Raw genomic sequence first — 14,401 nt, 5'->3', positions numbered from 1 at the left:
TTGGCATACAGTTTAATTTTGAAAAACAAATCAGGCACGTTGAAGGAACATATCACAGATTATGGTTCATTTGTGTATGAGTGGGAGAAGAACAATGAACGATCAATATCTTTTACTGCTTATAAAACATCTAATAATGCTGATATATTTGATGCCATAGTTAACGAATCATTAGTTGAATGGGAAGATGAATCCTATGTTATAAAAAGTACATCTTTGAAGGCAGATGGTACAACTATCACTAATGACGTTATCGCAAAACATATATTTATGGAACTACAAAATCACTTTGTAGAAGATGAAAGTAAAAATAAAATCGAATCTGATTCTTCAAGTGAGGACAAACAAATAAAAGTAAGTTATAGAAAGTTCATGGGAACAATCTTCAAAGATAATCCTATGGGCTTTTATTATGTTACACACGGGAATTTTGATGATGTTTATGTAGATAGTTTAGGTGATAAAAATGCGCTTGAAATGTTAGTAGAGGGTGCCGAATTATTTAACTATATATATTTTGCATATAACAAAGCTGTTCACATTTACACAGAAGATGAATTTTATAAAATGTCTGGTGAGCCACTGATATATAAATATAATACAGATAACGTTCAAGCAACTACCACTACAACAGAGTTGAAAACATATATTGTCGGATATGGTAAGAAATTTGAAACAAAAGAGTTTAAAGACTACCAACCATTAAAACCTAGCGATTTAACATACACGGGTAAATTCGAAAGATCAGGCACATGGTCAACTGAACAAGTTGGTGCATACTACGATGGGGAAATTGATTGTAAATTTGGAAATGAAACAATTTACTGGAATCTTAAAAAGATGTCTAAAGGTGGCATTGTATCTGTATATTACGACACAAAATTAATTGGTAATTACAGTTGTTACAGTAAAAATGCTAAGACAGATAAGATAATACTCGATAAAAAAGCAAGTAAAGGAAAACATAAAATCAGAGTTATATTCAAGGGTGAAGATAGTAAGGTGGATTACAAAAAGTCTAAAGCGTGTATGTACGTTGGTACAAGTTCGGCGAAAGTGTTTAATGTTACAACCACATTAAATGGTGATGGTATATACAAAGCCAAAACAGAATACAAATCACCTAATTATGAACAATTTGGAAAATTACAAGCTAATACTTTTTATAGTGACAGTATCACAAGTGAAACGGAATTGAAAAAGGAATTGAAATCGCAACTTAACGATGTGCCGACAGTTAAATTATCAACGAATTATATTAGTTATGAAGATATAAAAGAATACAATAAAATGCGTTTGATTCATAGACCCTTAGGTTTCAATACTGATTTAAAGGTCGTTAAGATAACTAAGCATCACCCATTAGTAAACGAACCAGTAGAAGTTGAATTTAGCAACGCTGCAGAGGACATCATTTCTATTCAACGTAGAATAAGTAATCAAATCAAACGTGTGAACAATTATGTAAAAGGTGGAAAGCTCAATGTGATAGGCGGTTATAAAATGAACCTAACAGGTGAATCAGTAGGGAGTGTACTAATAGATGACTAGATCAGTAGAAATCAAACCTTCGTTAGATGAAGATGGAAATGAATATTTCCCCGTTGTTCATATTGACGGATTAATAGGAAGGGAAGACATCGACACTTCGGAAATGGTGCAATCAAACACAGATGAAATTAATGGATTAAAAGCAAGGATTGAAGAATTAGAAATTAAAAACAACTCTCAAAAAACAGCAATTAATGAATTGGTCAGAGGACTAGAAGAAGTAAGAGGGAGAGTCAAAGTGCTAGAGGAGAGTGATACTGAATGATTTTAGAAAAAGATTTAGACTTAGAATTGTCGCAGGGATATAGACAAAAAAACATTAAAAACTTTGTTACAATCGAAAAGTTTTACAATTATCTTTTAAATGACTTCAATAAGCATCTAACGGACAAACATGTTCATAAAGCAGTGAGTATTGATTACAATCATGCTTTTACTGTTAAAGACAGGTTAGATTGGTTATTAGTTTTAATACGAAATATTGTTGAAAACAACAACGGCGATGGAATTATAGAAGTGTCGGATGCAAGAGTAACCTTAGATGGTCAAAAGAAATCTACATTAAGAGAACGTATTGATTATGAAACGGAGAAGCTAAGTCGTATAGCATCATATGACAATGACGGTCTTATGACTAGTGAAGATCGTTTAGAATTAGATTCTTACGTCACAATTAACCCCTTGCTTTTAGAAAGAGATACAAATAGAAATCAAGATATTGCTCCATTAATTCAAAAAGCGATTGATAAAGTCGGACCTAACGGTTCGACTATTTTAATACCCGATGGTAATTATACGTGGTCGAAAACAGTTGATTTAGCATCTAATGTTAATATTCGTTTTGGTTTAGGTGCGAGAATTGTAAAGACGTATAAAGGAAATCTGTTTTATGGTACTTCTTATGGTAAACAAGGGTATGAGGCAGGAATTTCTAATGTAAATATAGAAGGCGGTCGTTTTGTTGGTGATTTGGAAAAAGGTTATGACTTAATAACAACTTTACACCATGCGAGTACTGTTACGTTTAGAAATATGGTGTTTTACGAGAGTTCATCTACACATACTTTTGATTTACTTGGTTGTGAAAATATTGATTTCGATTCTTGTGCGTTTATAGGATATAGATTAACAAATAATACCAATCACAAAGAAGCGATACAACTTGACCACAGTTACAGACAAGGTGGCGGCGCTAAAGAAGATATTTCAAGTTATGACGGTCTGCCAACACGTAAAATAACAATTAATAAATGTAAGTTTTTACCTATTAAAGACGATAAAGGGAAAGTTAAATACCCTGCACCAAATATTGTCGGTCAACATAGAAGTATCATAGGTAATAATCCTAGTTACGTCAAAATAACAAATAACGTTATGCGTGACGGTGTAGGAATGGCTAAAACAAACGAATGGCTTGGTGGTTGGATTCATTTTAGAGGTATCAATCATTTAGAAATTAGTGGTAACGAGTTTAATGCGTATAACACTGTAGGGTATGCAAGAGCCATCCAATTATATAGAACAACAAGTAACTTAATGATGGAAGATATTACTAAAACAGCGCCTAGAGTTACATTATCAGTACCAGAACCATTAGATAATGTAGTTATCAAAGATAACGTATTTAAAAACTTTAAAAGTACTACAGATAAATCGGTTGTAAATATCAACGGTACACGTTTTGATGGTAACGATTATTTCTGCAGATTCATTCAAATTAGCAATAATAATTTTGAATGGAATGCGCCATCTAATACAGTTAACGCTAATAATGTTGGTCAAACATTGATAACATCAGAATTGATGCGCCACTCTTCTGTGACAGATAACGCTTGTCGTATTTGTAAAACATTTATTGAAATTGGAGATTGTAACAGTGTAGCTATTAACTCTAACAACTTTGAACAAATGAAACATACAAATATTATTGTAAGTTCAAGTAAAAAACAAGGCTTAAATCGTTTAATATCTATTCATGATAATCGTGCTTTAAACAGCACGACTTTTTTATGGTTTGATAGAACAGATGCTATATCTGTAGCAAATAACCAAGTCTTTGGTTTGGTTGGCGTTGGTAATACAGGGTTAACATCTGTAATTGCAGCAGCAGAAGAAGTGTATAAAGTTATGATAAATAATAACTCAATTGACGTAAGAGATAAACCTTATATAGGTATTCGTTTAACAGGTGTTAAAACAAATGCTGTTATCCAAGGGAATATAATCGCAAATACGAAAAATGATATTGTTTATCGTAGTGCCGCACATGTTCTAAGCGTAAACAACTGGACTTGGGATTAGGAGGAATATGAATGGCTATAAACAAAATTGCAAAGTTCGAACTTAAAAATGAACCCTATTTAAAACCGATTGCTAATTTTGGCTTCGGTTTTTATAATATAGACAAAAATACAGCAACACTAAAAATACAAATCACTAGAAATAATGCTCCTTTACTTGTGGGTGAAGATAACGCCCTTGTGTGGGGACTGTTTCAAAGTGAAAACAAATCATCTACAGGAACACAGGAGTTAGAAATTGTAGATGCTATGAATGGGATTGTACAAATAACTTTAGATCATGAGTTTTTACAAGCTAGTACAGATACAACTGTGAATGCTCAAGTATATGTAGCACCTAGAAACGGTGATGATATAGCAGCTTTAAATGAATTTAGTTTTAAAGTGAAAGACGCTTTAATAAATCAAATAGATGCAGTTAGCAAAATAACATATATTCGTATGTTTGATGATTTGAAAGCGAGAATTGAAAACAAAGTATTTGAGATTGAGGAAGCGATTAAAAATATTGATGATTATGTAGTGAGAGTTGAAACTGCTTCTACACAAGCTCAAAAAGATATTATTCTTTTAAAAGATAATTCAATAAAAGAAATTGAAAATAAATCAAACGCTGAACAAACTAACCTTGATGATAAGATAACATCGGCCAACGTATCATTAACACAAATTACCGACGCAAACATTGAACAAGTAAACACTGCTAAAAACGAAGCTGTAACAGCTTCAAATAATGCTAGAACGGAAATTGAAAGCAAGGTTGCGGGTTTCAAAACGGAAGTTGAACTAAGAGAAGTTTTCATGACACCCGAGCAAGCAGACGCAAAATACCTAACAGTTCAAGATGATGATAATTATGCGACTAAAGCAGACGTAGCGAACTTGGTAAGTAATGATGCGTTAACTGAAAACTATTACACAAAACCTTACATTGATGAAAACATTCAAACTAAAGCAGAAACTTCTGACCAACTTCAAGATTTACAAAATAGTATAAACAACATGATTACAGAAGCAGTGGACAATAAACTATCAAATGTATGGGAAACAATTTTCAGTGGTTCTGCAATGACTGCTGATACAACATACGATTTAAACGAAGGCAAGAAATTTTCTGATTACAAAACAGTTAAGTTCTTAATTGACGACACGTACAATGGTGCGAAATGGTATTTTGTACCGATGGATAAAGGACAAAAAACTGTAGGTATTCCTAGCACGAATTTACACAATACTTTAGCAACTGCTCCAGTCATGATGGAATTTAACTTTGATATATCCAATGATACATCTTTCACAATATCAAGAGATTTCATGTATACCGTTGCTAGTAATACAGGCAACACTTCTGCAAATAAATTTAAAATACTCCAAATTGAAGGGAGTCATTTATTATGAAGATATTAGTTAATAATAAAAATGAAATTTTAAGTTATACTTTAGTTGAAAATCAAAAAACAGGTATTGATGTGAGTACAGAACATATTCCTGTTGATTTTTTTACAACATTTCAAGATAGGAAATACAAATTTGAAAATGGTGTCATCGTATTCAATGAGGATTATGACAATGTAGATATTGACAACGCAATCCCTTATTCAATCGACCAAGATGTAAGAGTGGCGTTTGGCAACTTGCAAATGAGTTCTGTTCAAACAGCAAAGATAGTATCGGAGTTGACTGACCAAGTCTCGGAACTCACAAAACAAAATGTCGAATTGCAAAAACAAATAGATAACAAAGGTGTTGAATAATATGTTTATGTATCCTAAATTTGAAGATTTAAAAACTCAATGGGGTTGGCATATATACTCGTTAGAAGATATGCAATGGTATGTAGATATGGGCGTTATAAGTAAAGAAGAATACAAAGAAATCACTGGTGAAGATTATCCAGAACAACCACAGGCTTAGGCTTGTGGTTTTATTTTATAGAAAGTGGGAGGTCCGATGTTGAATGTAAATGAATTAACGACATGGTTTATCTTCTCTGTTTTGCCTATTGCTTTAGCGATAGCAACTTTTGCGTGGAAGATAAGTAAGGATAAGAAAGATAATGAAAATCGTATTACTCGAATTGAATCCGAAGTGACGAGAAATACTGAAGATATTAAAGAAGTGAAAGACGAACAAAGACAACAAAGAGAAGAAATTAAAATAATATTGCAAATTAGTTCAAAGATTGACACTTTAAATTCACGTTTTGAAAACTTTGAAAATCGATTTTATGACAAACAAGATACTAACAACTAAGGTCGGCTCATTGAGTCGGCTTTTTATTATGGAGGGTGAAAGTTAATGCAAATATATAAAAATAAAGACATTACCACAAGTATAGACACAGAAAAAATGAGTATAAATAATTCAGACACTTATTTTTATACAGAGGATAAAGGAAGCGCAGCTTTGAGAATATTTATAAATCATCGCAAGGCTGCCTTTAATTTAAATAATACAAATTTAACACCAGTATTAGACTTGTTCCACTCAGATGGATCAATTTGGTTAGACGAAACTTTGGAAGTAATTATGTCCGATAAAGGGATTTTACAGTATAATATACCGAACAATGTTATATCACACGCGGGTCGAATTAAAGCTAAGTTATTTCTAAGAAATGCAGAACAAAGTATTCATGTGGCTAACTTCACATTTGACATCAAAGACAGTGGTATTGAGGGAGCAGTTGAAAAAGAGATAAGTGTTAATTTAGTAGATGATGCAGTTAAAAGAATAATGAATGAACAACCAGAAATATACAAAGGAGAAAAGGGAGACGCTTTTCAATATGAAGATTTTACAACTGAACAATTAGAAAGTTTAAAAGGTGAACAAGGTCCAAAAGGAGATACCTTATTAGCACCTCCTAAAATTTATACGAGAGATGAATACAATCAATTAGCAACTAAAGAACCTAATACATTGTATTTCATAAGTGAGGTGTAGGATATGTCACAAGTTAAATTAGGGGATAAAAATATTCCGTTTATATATCAAGGAAATGAGTTGTTATATCCTAATCCTGTAAAAGATGGATTAGTTCTTTATTATGACTTTAAAGGAGTTACGAATAACAATAGGTGGAAAAAATATCCTAGAGATTTAAGTGGAAACGGTCTTAGTGCAAGTCTTTATAATTCTGCATACAATACAGAAGGCAGTGGATACATTGACGGTCTACACTTTGATGGCATAGATGATTTCGTGAGCATTCCACAAAACCCTTTAGCTTATCAAGGTAAGGAAAAACAAAAGTGGACAGTTTCCATATTAGCTACTATAAAAGACTCTTATACATCAAACAAATTGCTAAAGGGTATAAACAATGGTTTGGAAGTGAGAATTTCAGGAGGTGTATATAAAGCTTTAAACTTTATAGGAAGCACATCACGACTATATTTATATTCTAACAGTATTGTACCAGTAAATGAGAAATGTCATATAACTTACAGCTATAACTATGTGAACAAGAAAAACAGAATTTATATAAATGGTGTTTTAGATAGTGAATTAATAATTGATGATAGTAAAGATAAACTAGAAGGCATGTTGAGTGTATTGGAGTTAAGTCCTAATAGAGACAATGTGATTCATTCTTTACAAATATACAACAGAATATTATCAGAACAAGAAATTCAACATAACTATCAATTAGAAAAAGAAAGATGGGGGCTATAGTATGAGATTCGTAATTGCAGATTTAGAGTTTTTCCAAAATTTAGGGTATAACACAAAATATTGGCGTAAGAATAAAGATGGAAGTAGAACAATTTGTCATTTAGAGTATGCAGAGATATTAACGCATGACTTACACAATAACCCTGATGTACAAATTGTAGATGCACCAGAAGCATCAGAAATCATGGCTACTGAAGAATGGTCATGGGAAGAAGAATAAATCATTAAGTCACTCCTAACGGGGTGGCTTTTTATTATATATAAAAGGAGATAACAATATGGAACAAATTATAGCATTTGCAGGAATTATTTCAGTAATCACAATTGCATTAACACAAGTTATCAAGAAAGCGAGTGTTGTGCCTAAAAATATCATACCAATTATTTCAATGGTGATAGGTGTGGCAGTCGGAGGTGTTACTGCTTTTATACCAGAGATAGTAACTGAATTATCAATTGCTGGTCGTTTGTTAGCTGGATTAATTAGTGGGCTAATGGCTACAGGCATTTGGGAAACGTTCAACAGACGTACAGGTAATACTAAAGATAATAATATGAAATAAGGAGAGATTTATATATGAAGAATGCGATTGATTATTTAACTGAAAAAGGTTGGAAAATATCATCAGACCCACGACAATACGATAACTATCCAAAGAATTATGGCTATCGTAATTATATAGAAAATGGAATTAACTACGATTCATTTTGTGGTGGTTATCATAGAGCGTTCGATGTGTATTCTAATGCTACAAATGATGTACCATCAGTAACAAGTGGAACAATAGTAACAGCTGAAACACATGGCAACTTTGGAGGTACACTGGAAGTAAGAGACGCAAACGGTAATGATTGGATATACGGACATTTACAACGTGGTTCTCTACGTTTCAAAAAAGGTGATTCAATTAATCAAGGAGATGTAGTTGGGTTACAAGGTTCATCTAACTATGACGACAATCCTATGGCAGTCCACCTGCACATTCAACTAAGACCTAAAGGTACTGATTTATCAGATGAAAAAGCAGAAGTTTGTACAGGATTACCAATAGAAACATACGACATTAGCAAACTGAATAAAAAACAAGATAAAGCTAATAATGGGAGCGTGAAAGAATTGAAACATATTTATTCTAGTCATATTAAAGGTAATAAAATAACATCACCTAAGCCAAGTATTCAAGGAATTGTCATTCATAACGACTATGGCAGTATGACACCTTCACAGTATTTACCTTGGTTATACGGTCGTGAAAAAGCTGGTACGCATGTTAATGGTTGGGCAAGCGTTTATGTTAACCGTAATGAATGTTTATGGTACCACCCAACAGATTATGTAGAATGGCATTGTGGTAACACATGGGCAAACAATAACTTAATCGGGCTTGAAGTGTGTGAAAGTTATCCGGGGCGTATTTCCGATAATTTATTTTTAGAAAATGAAGAAGCTACATTAAAAGTAGCAGCAGATATATTGAAGTCTTATGATTTACCAGTCAATAGATCAACTGTTAATCTGCATCGTCAATATTTTGGCACATCTTGTCCACATCGTTCTTGGGATATTCACGTTGGTAAAGGTGCAGCTAATACAACTGCTAACAATAATAAAATGGAAAATTACTTCATTAAACGTATCAAACATTATTATGATGGTGGTAAATTAGAAACTGGTAACGCAGAAACAATTCAACAAGAAGATGTAAAACAGGAAGTTAATGAACACAAAACCGAACAAATAGTATCTTCTACTGATTGGAAAGAGAATGCAGATGGCGTTCTATACAAAGCAGAGCAAGCAACGTTCACTGTAACTGCAAACGAAGGAATCATTACACGTTATACAGGACCGTGGACTGGTTGGCCACAAGCTGGAGTGTTACAGAAAGGGCAATCTATTAATTATAGTGAAATACAGAAATATGACGGTCATGTATGGGTATCGTGGGACACATTTGAAGGAGAAACAGTATACATGCCGGTCAGAACGTGGAATAGTAAAACTGGTAAGTTAGGTTCATTATGGGGAACAATTAAATAATATGTTACAATATGAATAGCTATCATACTAAGGGTAAGTGTCGTCATGCACTTGCCCTATTTTTTGTGTTCGCCTATTCGTTCGCGTTAAATTTGTTATACTATGTATATAATATTGTATTTAATGTAGTTTGAAAGGGGTATAATAATATGGAAAACAACAATGAAATAACATTTGAAAAAAGTGATGGTTATATAAATGGAGAAGATTTCTCAATGTTTTATGCTAATTCTTTAGATGTTCAAACAAGCATTACTGATTTCATGGTTAATTTTAAACAAAGCACGCCTAATGGTTTTCTAGAAAACCAAAAAATAATAATGAATCCAAGCTTAGCTAAACAATTAAGAAATGCTCTTAATCAAGCTATTAATCAACATGAAATTGTACATGGTGAAGTAAAAGATATTGATGAACTACAAAATGAAATGAGTAGTCACTATCATGGACACGAATAAAGTTTATGAAATCAATAATCATCCCAATTATAAAAAGTATGGCGGAGACTCAACTAGAAGTTATACAAGTAACCAAAGCACTGGTACACTAGGATTTCAAGAAGTGGAGGTAGGTAATATGAGTATGGACTATATTACACGACCAGAGTTTGAACAACATCAAAAACACATGGATTCAAGATTTGATAACGTTGAATTAAAAATTAATAAAGCTGTCACCGATTTAAAAGAAGAAATTAGTAAAGAAAAAGTAACTACAAAACGTTTTTGGATTGGTATTAGTGTACCCGCGATTATTAGTATCGTTGGGGTGTGTATTCAACTATTCACATAATTCTATAAAATTTTGTTCATTACAAATAACCGTATCTTAATTGATGCGGTTATTTTTTCTTTTGTGGTAAAATAAAATTACATGCGTTTGCAATCCCTTATATTTGTTTGTAAACTAAAGGCATCCCTAACACCTATGCATGTCACTGGGTGTTTTTTATGTTATATTATATTTAGCTTCCGACATAAGCTATTAAAATTTACATTTTTAGGCAATCCCGTTTGGGGTTGTCTTTTTTATGTTATAGTATATATACTTCTTTATTTCCTAACAATTAAGAAGTCCTCTTAAGTATTTAGGCAACCTATTATGGTAGGTTGCCTATTTTTATGCTTATGTTAAAATAGATTTATCCGTTTACACGGACTCCTTTAGTAGTATTTTATACTTTGCCCCTTCTATAATTAGAGGGGGTTTTTTATTTGTTTAATGAGTACTCCATTTATATGAAGGAACTGGTTTAAGTAAGATATATTTAAAGGATATTGTGGAGATAAAATAACCCACCTAAATTAATAGATGGGCAACAGTCTGCACCCAGTTTTTGATTACTACTGTTTTTGGGTGCGAAAATGGGTGCAACATTTTAAAACCCCGTAAAATCGTATACAGTGAATAATCGATATCGTAAGGGTTTTAAGAGTTAATAAAATATATAAAACACCTAGTTATTCTATAGAACACAAGTTTCTGAATGGGAAAGAGAACAATACCTTAAAGAATACTAGGTGCTAAGCAAGAGGGATAATACCAGTAATATTAACAACTCGGGTCATTCTGAATGAATGATCTCGGGTTGTTTTTTTGCGCCGATTTAATGTTAGGAAGTGTTTTGGGTGCAGGTTTCAAAAGAGTTCTTTATTCTGAATGAATTTTTCGAAGTTTTCTTTTGATTTATGCTTCATGTTTTCTGTTACATGACTATACACTTATTCAGTTATACTCATTGTTTTATGACCTAGTCTTTCTTGGATTACATTTCAAAACAATATGATACAGACTTAACATCGTGTGTACAAATCTTCTTTAACGATATTAAAGATAGAAAAGAAAAATAGTGAAAGAATAAAACTTGTACGCATAAGATATACTAGATAAAATTATAGAGGTGTTGAGAAAAAAGAGTGTACAAATTATTACACTCTTGAAACTTTAATTTTCTTGAATATCATTAAACCTATAAATAGTGCTGGTAAAACAATTAGACAACTCATAAATGCATTTATAATCATATTTATTATATCTAAGTTTGGAGCACTTTTATTTGGTGATAAACTTCCAGAAAAATCAATTAAAGCATGTAGTAAAATGACTGACCAAATATTTTTAGTGACATAGAATATAGCAGAGAACAACACTCCTAAAAAGAATGCGTAGATTATCTGAGAAATTACTTCTAGATTGTTATCATTAGTAAAAAAATTACCTATATGGGCTAATGCAAATATTAGAGACGAGATAAGAGCAGATTTTAAAGGGGTGTATTTTTTCAATAAATTTTTAAAGATAATCCCTCTGCATAATATTTCTTCAAATGAGCCAATTAATAGATTAGCTACAATAATCAACAATAATGTATAAACACTTGGATTAAATTCAATAATCTCGTTAAAAGTAGTAGCAATTAATATAAAACATATAATTATAGCGTACCAACCATAGAGAATTCCTTTGAAAAATGAATTTATTGTAAACTTAAAAAGATCTAGTGAATTAAGGTATTTCAATATTACAAGTAATATTATTATTAGAAAAGATTCCGCGATAATAGTATTGACAAATTCTGAAAAATGCAAAAAATTCATAGTTAGTTTAAGTAGAATAACTAAAAAAACTGTTAAAATGAAAAAGAATAAAATAGGGTATTTTTTAATTAAATTTTTCATTTAATTCCTCCTTTAATTTAGTATACAAAAAAGAGAGTAAAATTACTATTGAAATGGTTTTCAAAAAGAATATTGTATAAATTTTATAATGAAAATGAGACGAAGATATAGATGAAGTTTTCATGGAAGGTATTAATTGGTGGTTTTAAATTCCAAACTGGATAATCACTATCATAGTTATACCATTTTTAGCCCACTTTATTACTAAAAGTCAGATGGAAAACAAGCATAAAAATGATTTGCAAATACAAAAATTAATTAAAACACAGGATATGTTGTCTAAAGAAGCGACACCTATTAATTATATTACTCATGCAAATCTTAGCTATTTTAATAACATCTTACGTTAAAACATTATTAATAAAGAACAGCCCCAAATAACTCGATTTGAGTTATTTGGGGCTGTTTGTTGAGATAATATAATTGTAATGATACACCTATATTAACCGAATATCGCGTGCACGAAAGGTAATAAATATAATGTAAATAAAGTAAGACATATTCCAAAGTATATAATAAATGCACGCGCTTCTTTTGATTTGAAGAAAATAATCACCTCAATCATTATAAACTGAAACTTAATTTTAAGATAAAAGGATTATCACAGTCAACAAAGAGCATTATAATGCACATTAATATTTGAAGCTATTGTATTATTAATTGTATGTATAATGTATAAGTAGTAATATGTAACTAATAAATATTATTTATCTTGATAAGGGGATGGGTAGATGAACAAGATTAAACTAAGTACATTGAGAGCGGCATCATTAAAAGAATTAGAGAGTAGTATTAATGCATTTTTAGAAGATGATGAAGTGGCAGGTTATCAGTTACTAAATGCTACAGTGCGAGAAGTTGAGGAACGCACATACTCATCGAATGAAGAAGAGTTTAATGCTATACTGACATTCATAAAAAATACTTAAAATAAAAAAGTCGAGTATGAAGTTTTAACTTTTTACTCGACTTTTTTTATTTTGTGAAAAGGATCTATAAAGTAACGACGATAATTTAAGAAAGATGTTAAAACTACTATAATATAGTTATGTAAACTAAAGTGAAAAATTTTATTTCTTATCGTTCTATTGCTAATACGTATTAAAATGATACATAAAAAAACTGCCTGCATTTGATATGCGGCAGTAAAGGTTATTTCTTTTTATATTTCGTTACGACTGCTTGGATAACAAAAACAATGAAACCAATAAGGACACCTAAACAAATCGCTACGACTGCTGATACCATTAACGGTAATTGAAATTGATTTTGTAATATGAGTCCTACAATCACTGCAATAATCACTGCGATGATTGTAATCATATTCTCTTTAAATATACTCAATTTGTTCACTCCTATCTAATGTATTATAGCACGAGTTTATCAGTGATATAAAATAAAATAATATTAATCGTCATTATAATTACGTTGAATATTATAACAGAATTTTGTCATTTGAATTAAAGTATAAAATATTGTGGACTACGCTAACTTGACGACTTAATTGATTTTCTATATGATAATTTGGACAATTCAAAAGAAGTAGGTGCAACTGTGAAATCGACTAAAAAAATGACAATATTGGTTGTTAGTGTGATTGTGTTAGGTGTACTTGCGTTTCAATTTATAAATGGAACAGGGCCTTTTCAAAATAATGGATCAAAATCAGATTCTGGACCTAACGAAACTGAGGAAGTGCACATTGAACGTGTTGTTGATGGTGATACTTTGGTTGCCAAAGATGACAATAACAAAGAACTGAAGGTTAGACTTATCGGAGTGGACACACCAGAAACAGTTAAACCTGATACTCCAGTTCAACCATATGGTAAAGAAGCTTCTGATTATTCTAAAGCACAATTGACAAACAAAGATGTTTTTTTGGAATATGATAAAGAACAAGAAGATCAATATGGAAGAACATTAGCTTATTTATGGTTAGATAAGCATATAATGTTTAATGAAGAATTAATAAAAAAAGGTTTGGCTAAAGAAAAATATTATGCACCTAATGATAAATACAGAGACGTATTTGAAAAAGCCGAACAACAAGCAAAAAACAACAATGAGAATATTTGGAGTTAAAGTAATTAACCGCACATGGTTGTGCAAAGTACGCATATAAATGCTAAAAGGAATCATGTGACTTTGTG

The 14,401-nt window shown here is 31.4% G+C and carries 18 protein-coding genes; 16 read left to right on the top strand and 2 right to left on the bottom strand.

What is annotated here, in order from left to right; genetic code table 11:
- The 14 genes from ACP3TL_RS05320 (at position 1) to ACP3TL_RS05255 (ending at position 10,362) form a co-directional block, all read left to right on the top strand.
- Positions 1 to 1,551, top strand: coding sequence for a phage tail protein (locus tag ACP3TL_RS05320; RefSeq protein ID WP_285325637.1), 1,551 nt, complete (start codon positions 1 to 3; stop codon positions 1,549 to 1,551).
- Positions 1,544 to 1,816, top strand: coding sequence for a hypothetical protein (locus ACP3TL_RS05315; RefSeq protein ID WP_285325638.1), 273 nt, complete (start codon positions 1,544 to 1,546; stop codon positions 1,814 to 1,816). The genes ACP3TL_RS05320 and ACP3TL_RS05315 overlap by 8 nt, the downstream gene beginning before the upstream one ends.
- Positions 1,813 to 3,852 (top strand): hypothetical protein, encoded by a 2,040-nt coding sequence (locus ACP3TL_RS05310; RefSeq protein WP_285325639.1) that lies wholly within the window; start codon positions 1,813 to 1,815, stop codon positions 3,850 to 3,852. The genes ACP3TL_RS05315 and ACP3TL_RS05310 overlap by 4 nt, the downstream gene beginning before the upstream one ends.
- 11 nt (positions 3,853 to 3,863) lie before the next feature.
- Positions 3,864 to 5,249, top strand: coding sequence for a BppU family phage baseplate upper protein (locus ACP3TL_RS05305; protein ID WP_285325640.1), 1,386 nt, complete (start codon positions 3,864 to 3,866; stop codon positions 5,247 to 5,249).
- Entirely contained in the window at positions 5,246 to 5,605 is a 360-nt protein-coding gene (locus tag ACP3TL_RS05300) for a DUF2977 domain-containing protein (RefSeq protein ID WP_285325641.1), read from the top strand. Before ACP3TL_RS05305 ends, ACP3TL_RS05300 begins: the two co-directional genes overlap by 4 nt.
- Before the next feature lies 1 nt (position 5,606).
- Positions 5,607 to 5,765: an XkdX family protein gene (locus ACP3TL_RS05295; RefSeq protein WP_285325642.1), complete on the top strand. Its 159-nt coding sequence runs from the start codon at positions 5,607 to 5,609 to the stop codon at positions 5,763 to 5,765.
- 36 nt (positions 5,766 to 5,801) lie between these two features.
- Positions 5,802 to 6,104, top strand: a complete 303-nt coding sequence (locus ACP3TL_RS05290) for a DUF7365 family protein (RefSeq protein WP_069816115.1) — start codon at positions 5,802 to 5,804, stop codon at positions 6,102 to 6,104.
- Positions 6,105 to 6,149: 45 nt separating this feature from the next.
- Complete coding sequence (locus ACP3TL_RS05285; protein ID WP_285325643.1) at positions 6,150 to 6,797, top strand: BppU family phage baseplate upper protein; 648 nt, start codon at positions 6,150 to 6,152, stop codon at positions 6,795 to 6,797.
- 3 nt (positions 6,798 to 6,800) lie between these two features.
- Positions 6,801 to 7,529, top strand: coding sequence for a LamG-like jellyroll fold domain-containing protein (locus tag ACP3TL_RS05280; RefSeq protein ID WP_285325644.1), 729 nt, complete (start codon positions 6,801 to 6,803; stop codon positions 7,527 to 7,529).
- Position 7,530: 1 nt separating this feature from the next.
- On the top strand, positions 7,531 to 7,749 hold the full coding sequence (locus ACP3TL_RS05275; RefSeq protein ID WP_285325645.1) for a hypothetical protein: 219 nt from the start codon (positions 7,531 to 7,533) through the stop codon (positions 7,747 to 7,749).
- Between the two features lie 58 nt (positions 7,750 to 7,807).
- Positions 7,808 to 8,092: a holin gene (locus tag ACP3TL_RS05270; protein ID WP_069827449.1), complete on the top strand. Its 285-nt coding sequence runs from the start codon at positions 7,808 to 7,810 to the stop codon at positions 8,090 to 8,092.
- Between the two features lie 14 nt (positions 8,093 to 8,106).
- Positions 8,107 to 9,570, top strand: a complete 1,464-nt coding sequence (locus tag ACP3TL_RS05265) for an SH3 domain-containing protein (RefSeq protein WP_285325646.1) — start codon at positions 8,107 to 8,109, stop codon at positions 9,568 to 9,570.
- 149 nt (positions 9,571 to 9,719) lie between these two features.
- Entirely contained in the window at positions 9,720 to 10,028 is a 309-nt protein-coding gene (locus ACP3TL_RS05260) for a DUF3467 domain-containing protein (protein ID WP_285325647.1), read from the top strand.
- The gene (locus ACP3TL_RS05255; RefSeq protein ID WP_285325648.1) at positions 10,015 to 10,362 is read left to right on the top strand and encodes a hypothetical protein; all 348 of its coding nucleotides are present in this window, start codon (positions 10,015 to 10,017) and stop codon (positions 10,360 to 10,362) included. The genes ACP3TL_RS05260 and ACP3TL_RS05255 overlap by 14 nt, the downstream gene beginning before the upstream one ends.
- Before the next feature lie 1,136 nt (positions 10,363 to 11,498).
- Here the strand turns inward: ACP3TL_RS05255 and ACP3TL_RS05250 are convergent.
- Positions 11,499 to 12,248, bottom strand: a complete 750-nt coding sequence (locus ACP3TL_RS05250; protein ID WP_285325649.1) for a CPBP family intramembrane glutamic endopeptidase — start codon at positions 12,246 to 12,248, stop codon at positions 11,499 to 11,501.
- Between the two features lie 731 nt (positions 12,249 to 12,979).
- On the opposite strand from ACP3TL_RS05250, the gene ACP3TL_RS05245 reads away from it, so the two are divergent.
- Entirely contained in the window at positions 12,980 to 13,177 is a 198-nt protein-coding gene (locus tag ACP3TL_RS05245; RefSeq protein WP_069815928.1) for a hypothetical protein, read from the top strand.
- Positions 13,178 to 13,400: 223 nt separating this feature from the next.
- Here the strand turns inward: ACP3TL_RS05245 and ACP3TL_RS05240 are convergent, their stop codons facing one another.
- A complete protein-coding gene (locus ACP3TL_RS05240; RefSeq protein WP_069815926.1) occupies positions 13,401 to 13,592 on the bottom strand; it encodes a hypothetical protein in 192 nt (63 codons plus the stop codon).
- 210 nt (positions 13,593 to 13,802) lie between these two features.
- On the opposite strand from ACP3TL_RS05240, the gene nucI reads away from it, so the two are divergent.
- The gene (gene nucI, locus ACP3TL_RS05235) at positions 13,803 to 14,333 is read left to right on the top strand and encodes a thermonuclease NucI (protein ID WP_069832833.1); all 531 of its coding nucleotides are present in this window, start codon (positions 13,803 to 13,805) and stop codon (positions 14,331 to 14,333) included.
- The last annotated feature ends 68 nt before the right edge of the window (positions 14,334 to 14,401 follow it).

The sequence above is a fragment of the Staphylococcus caseorum genome (genome assembly GCF_049943195.1).
Lineage (GTDB): Bacteria > Bacillota > Bacilli > Staphylococcales > Staphylococcaceae > Staphylococcus > Staphylococcus equorum_A.
Note: the sequence above shows the minus strand (reverse complement) of the source record. Positions and strands in the feature narration are given on the sequence as shown.

What these genes read in the sequence shown, in the direction of transcription:
- ACP3TL_RS05275 (WP_285325645.1), top strand. Translation starts at nt 7,531, where the DNA reads ATGAGATTCGTAATTGCAGATTTAGAGTTTTTCCAAAATTTAGGGTAT.
- ACP3TL_RS05295 (WP_285325642.1), top strand. Translation starts at nt 5,607, where the DNA reads ATGTTTATGTATCCTAAATTTGAAGATTTAAAAACTCAATGGGGTTGG.
- ACP3TL_RS05315 (WP_285325638.1), top strand. Translation starts at nt 1,544, where the DNA reads ATGACTAGATCAGTAGAAATCAAACCTTCGTTAGATGAAGATGGAAAT.
- ACP3TL_RS05250 (WP_285325649.1), bottom strand. Translation starts at nt 12,248, where the DNA reads ATGAAAAATTTAATTAAAAAATACCCTATTTTATTCTTTTTCATTTTA.
- ACP3TL_RS05280 (WP_285325644.1), top strand. Translation starts at nt 6,801, where the DNA reads ATGTCACAAGTTAAATTAGGGGATAAAAATATTCCGTTTATATATCAA.
- ACP3TL_RS05260 (WP_285325647.1), top strand. Translation starts at nt 9,720, where the DNA reads ATGGAAAACAACAATGAAATAACATTTGAAAAAAGTGATGGTTATATA.
- ACP3TL_RS05245 (WP_069815928.1), top strand. Translation starts at nt 12,980, where the DNA reads ATGAACAAGATTAAACTAAGTACATTGAGAGCGGCATCATTAAAAGAA.
- ACP3TL_RS05255 (WP_285325648.1), top strand. Translation starts at nt 10,015, where the DNA reads ATGGACACGAATAAAGTTTATGAAATCAATAATCATCCCAATTATAAA.
- ACP3TL_RS05290 (WP_069816115.1), top strand. Translation starts at nt 5,802, where the DNA reads ATGTTGAATGTAAATGAATTAACGACATGGTTTATCTTCTCTGTTTTG.
- ACP3TL_RS05310 (WP_285325639.1), top strand. Translation starts at nt 1,813, where the DNA reads ATGATTTTAGAAAAAGATTTAGACTTAGAATTGTCGCAGGGATATAGA.
- ACP3TL_RS05265 (WP_285325646.1), top strand. Translation starts at nt 8,107, where the DNA reads ATGAAGAATGCGATTGATTATTTAACTGAAAAAGGTTGGAAAATATCA.
- ACP3TL_RS05270 (WP_069827449.1), top strand. Translation starts at nt 7,808, where the DNA reads ATGGAACAAATTATAGCATTTGCAGGAATTATTTCAGTAATCACAATT.
- ACP3TL_RS05285 (WP_285325643.1), top strand. Translation starts at nt 6,150, where the DNA reads ATGCAAATATATAAAAATAAAGACATTACCACAAGTATAGACACAGAA.
- ACP3TL_RS05300 (WP_285325641.1), top strand. Translation starts at nt 5,246, where the DNA reads ATGAAGATATTAGTTAATAATAAAAATGAAATTTTAAGTTATACTTTA.
- ACP3TL_RS05305 (WP_285325640.1), top strand. Translation starts at nt 3,864, where the DNA reads ATGGCTATAAACAAAATTGCAAAGTTCGAACTTAAAAATGAACCCTAT.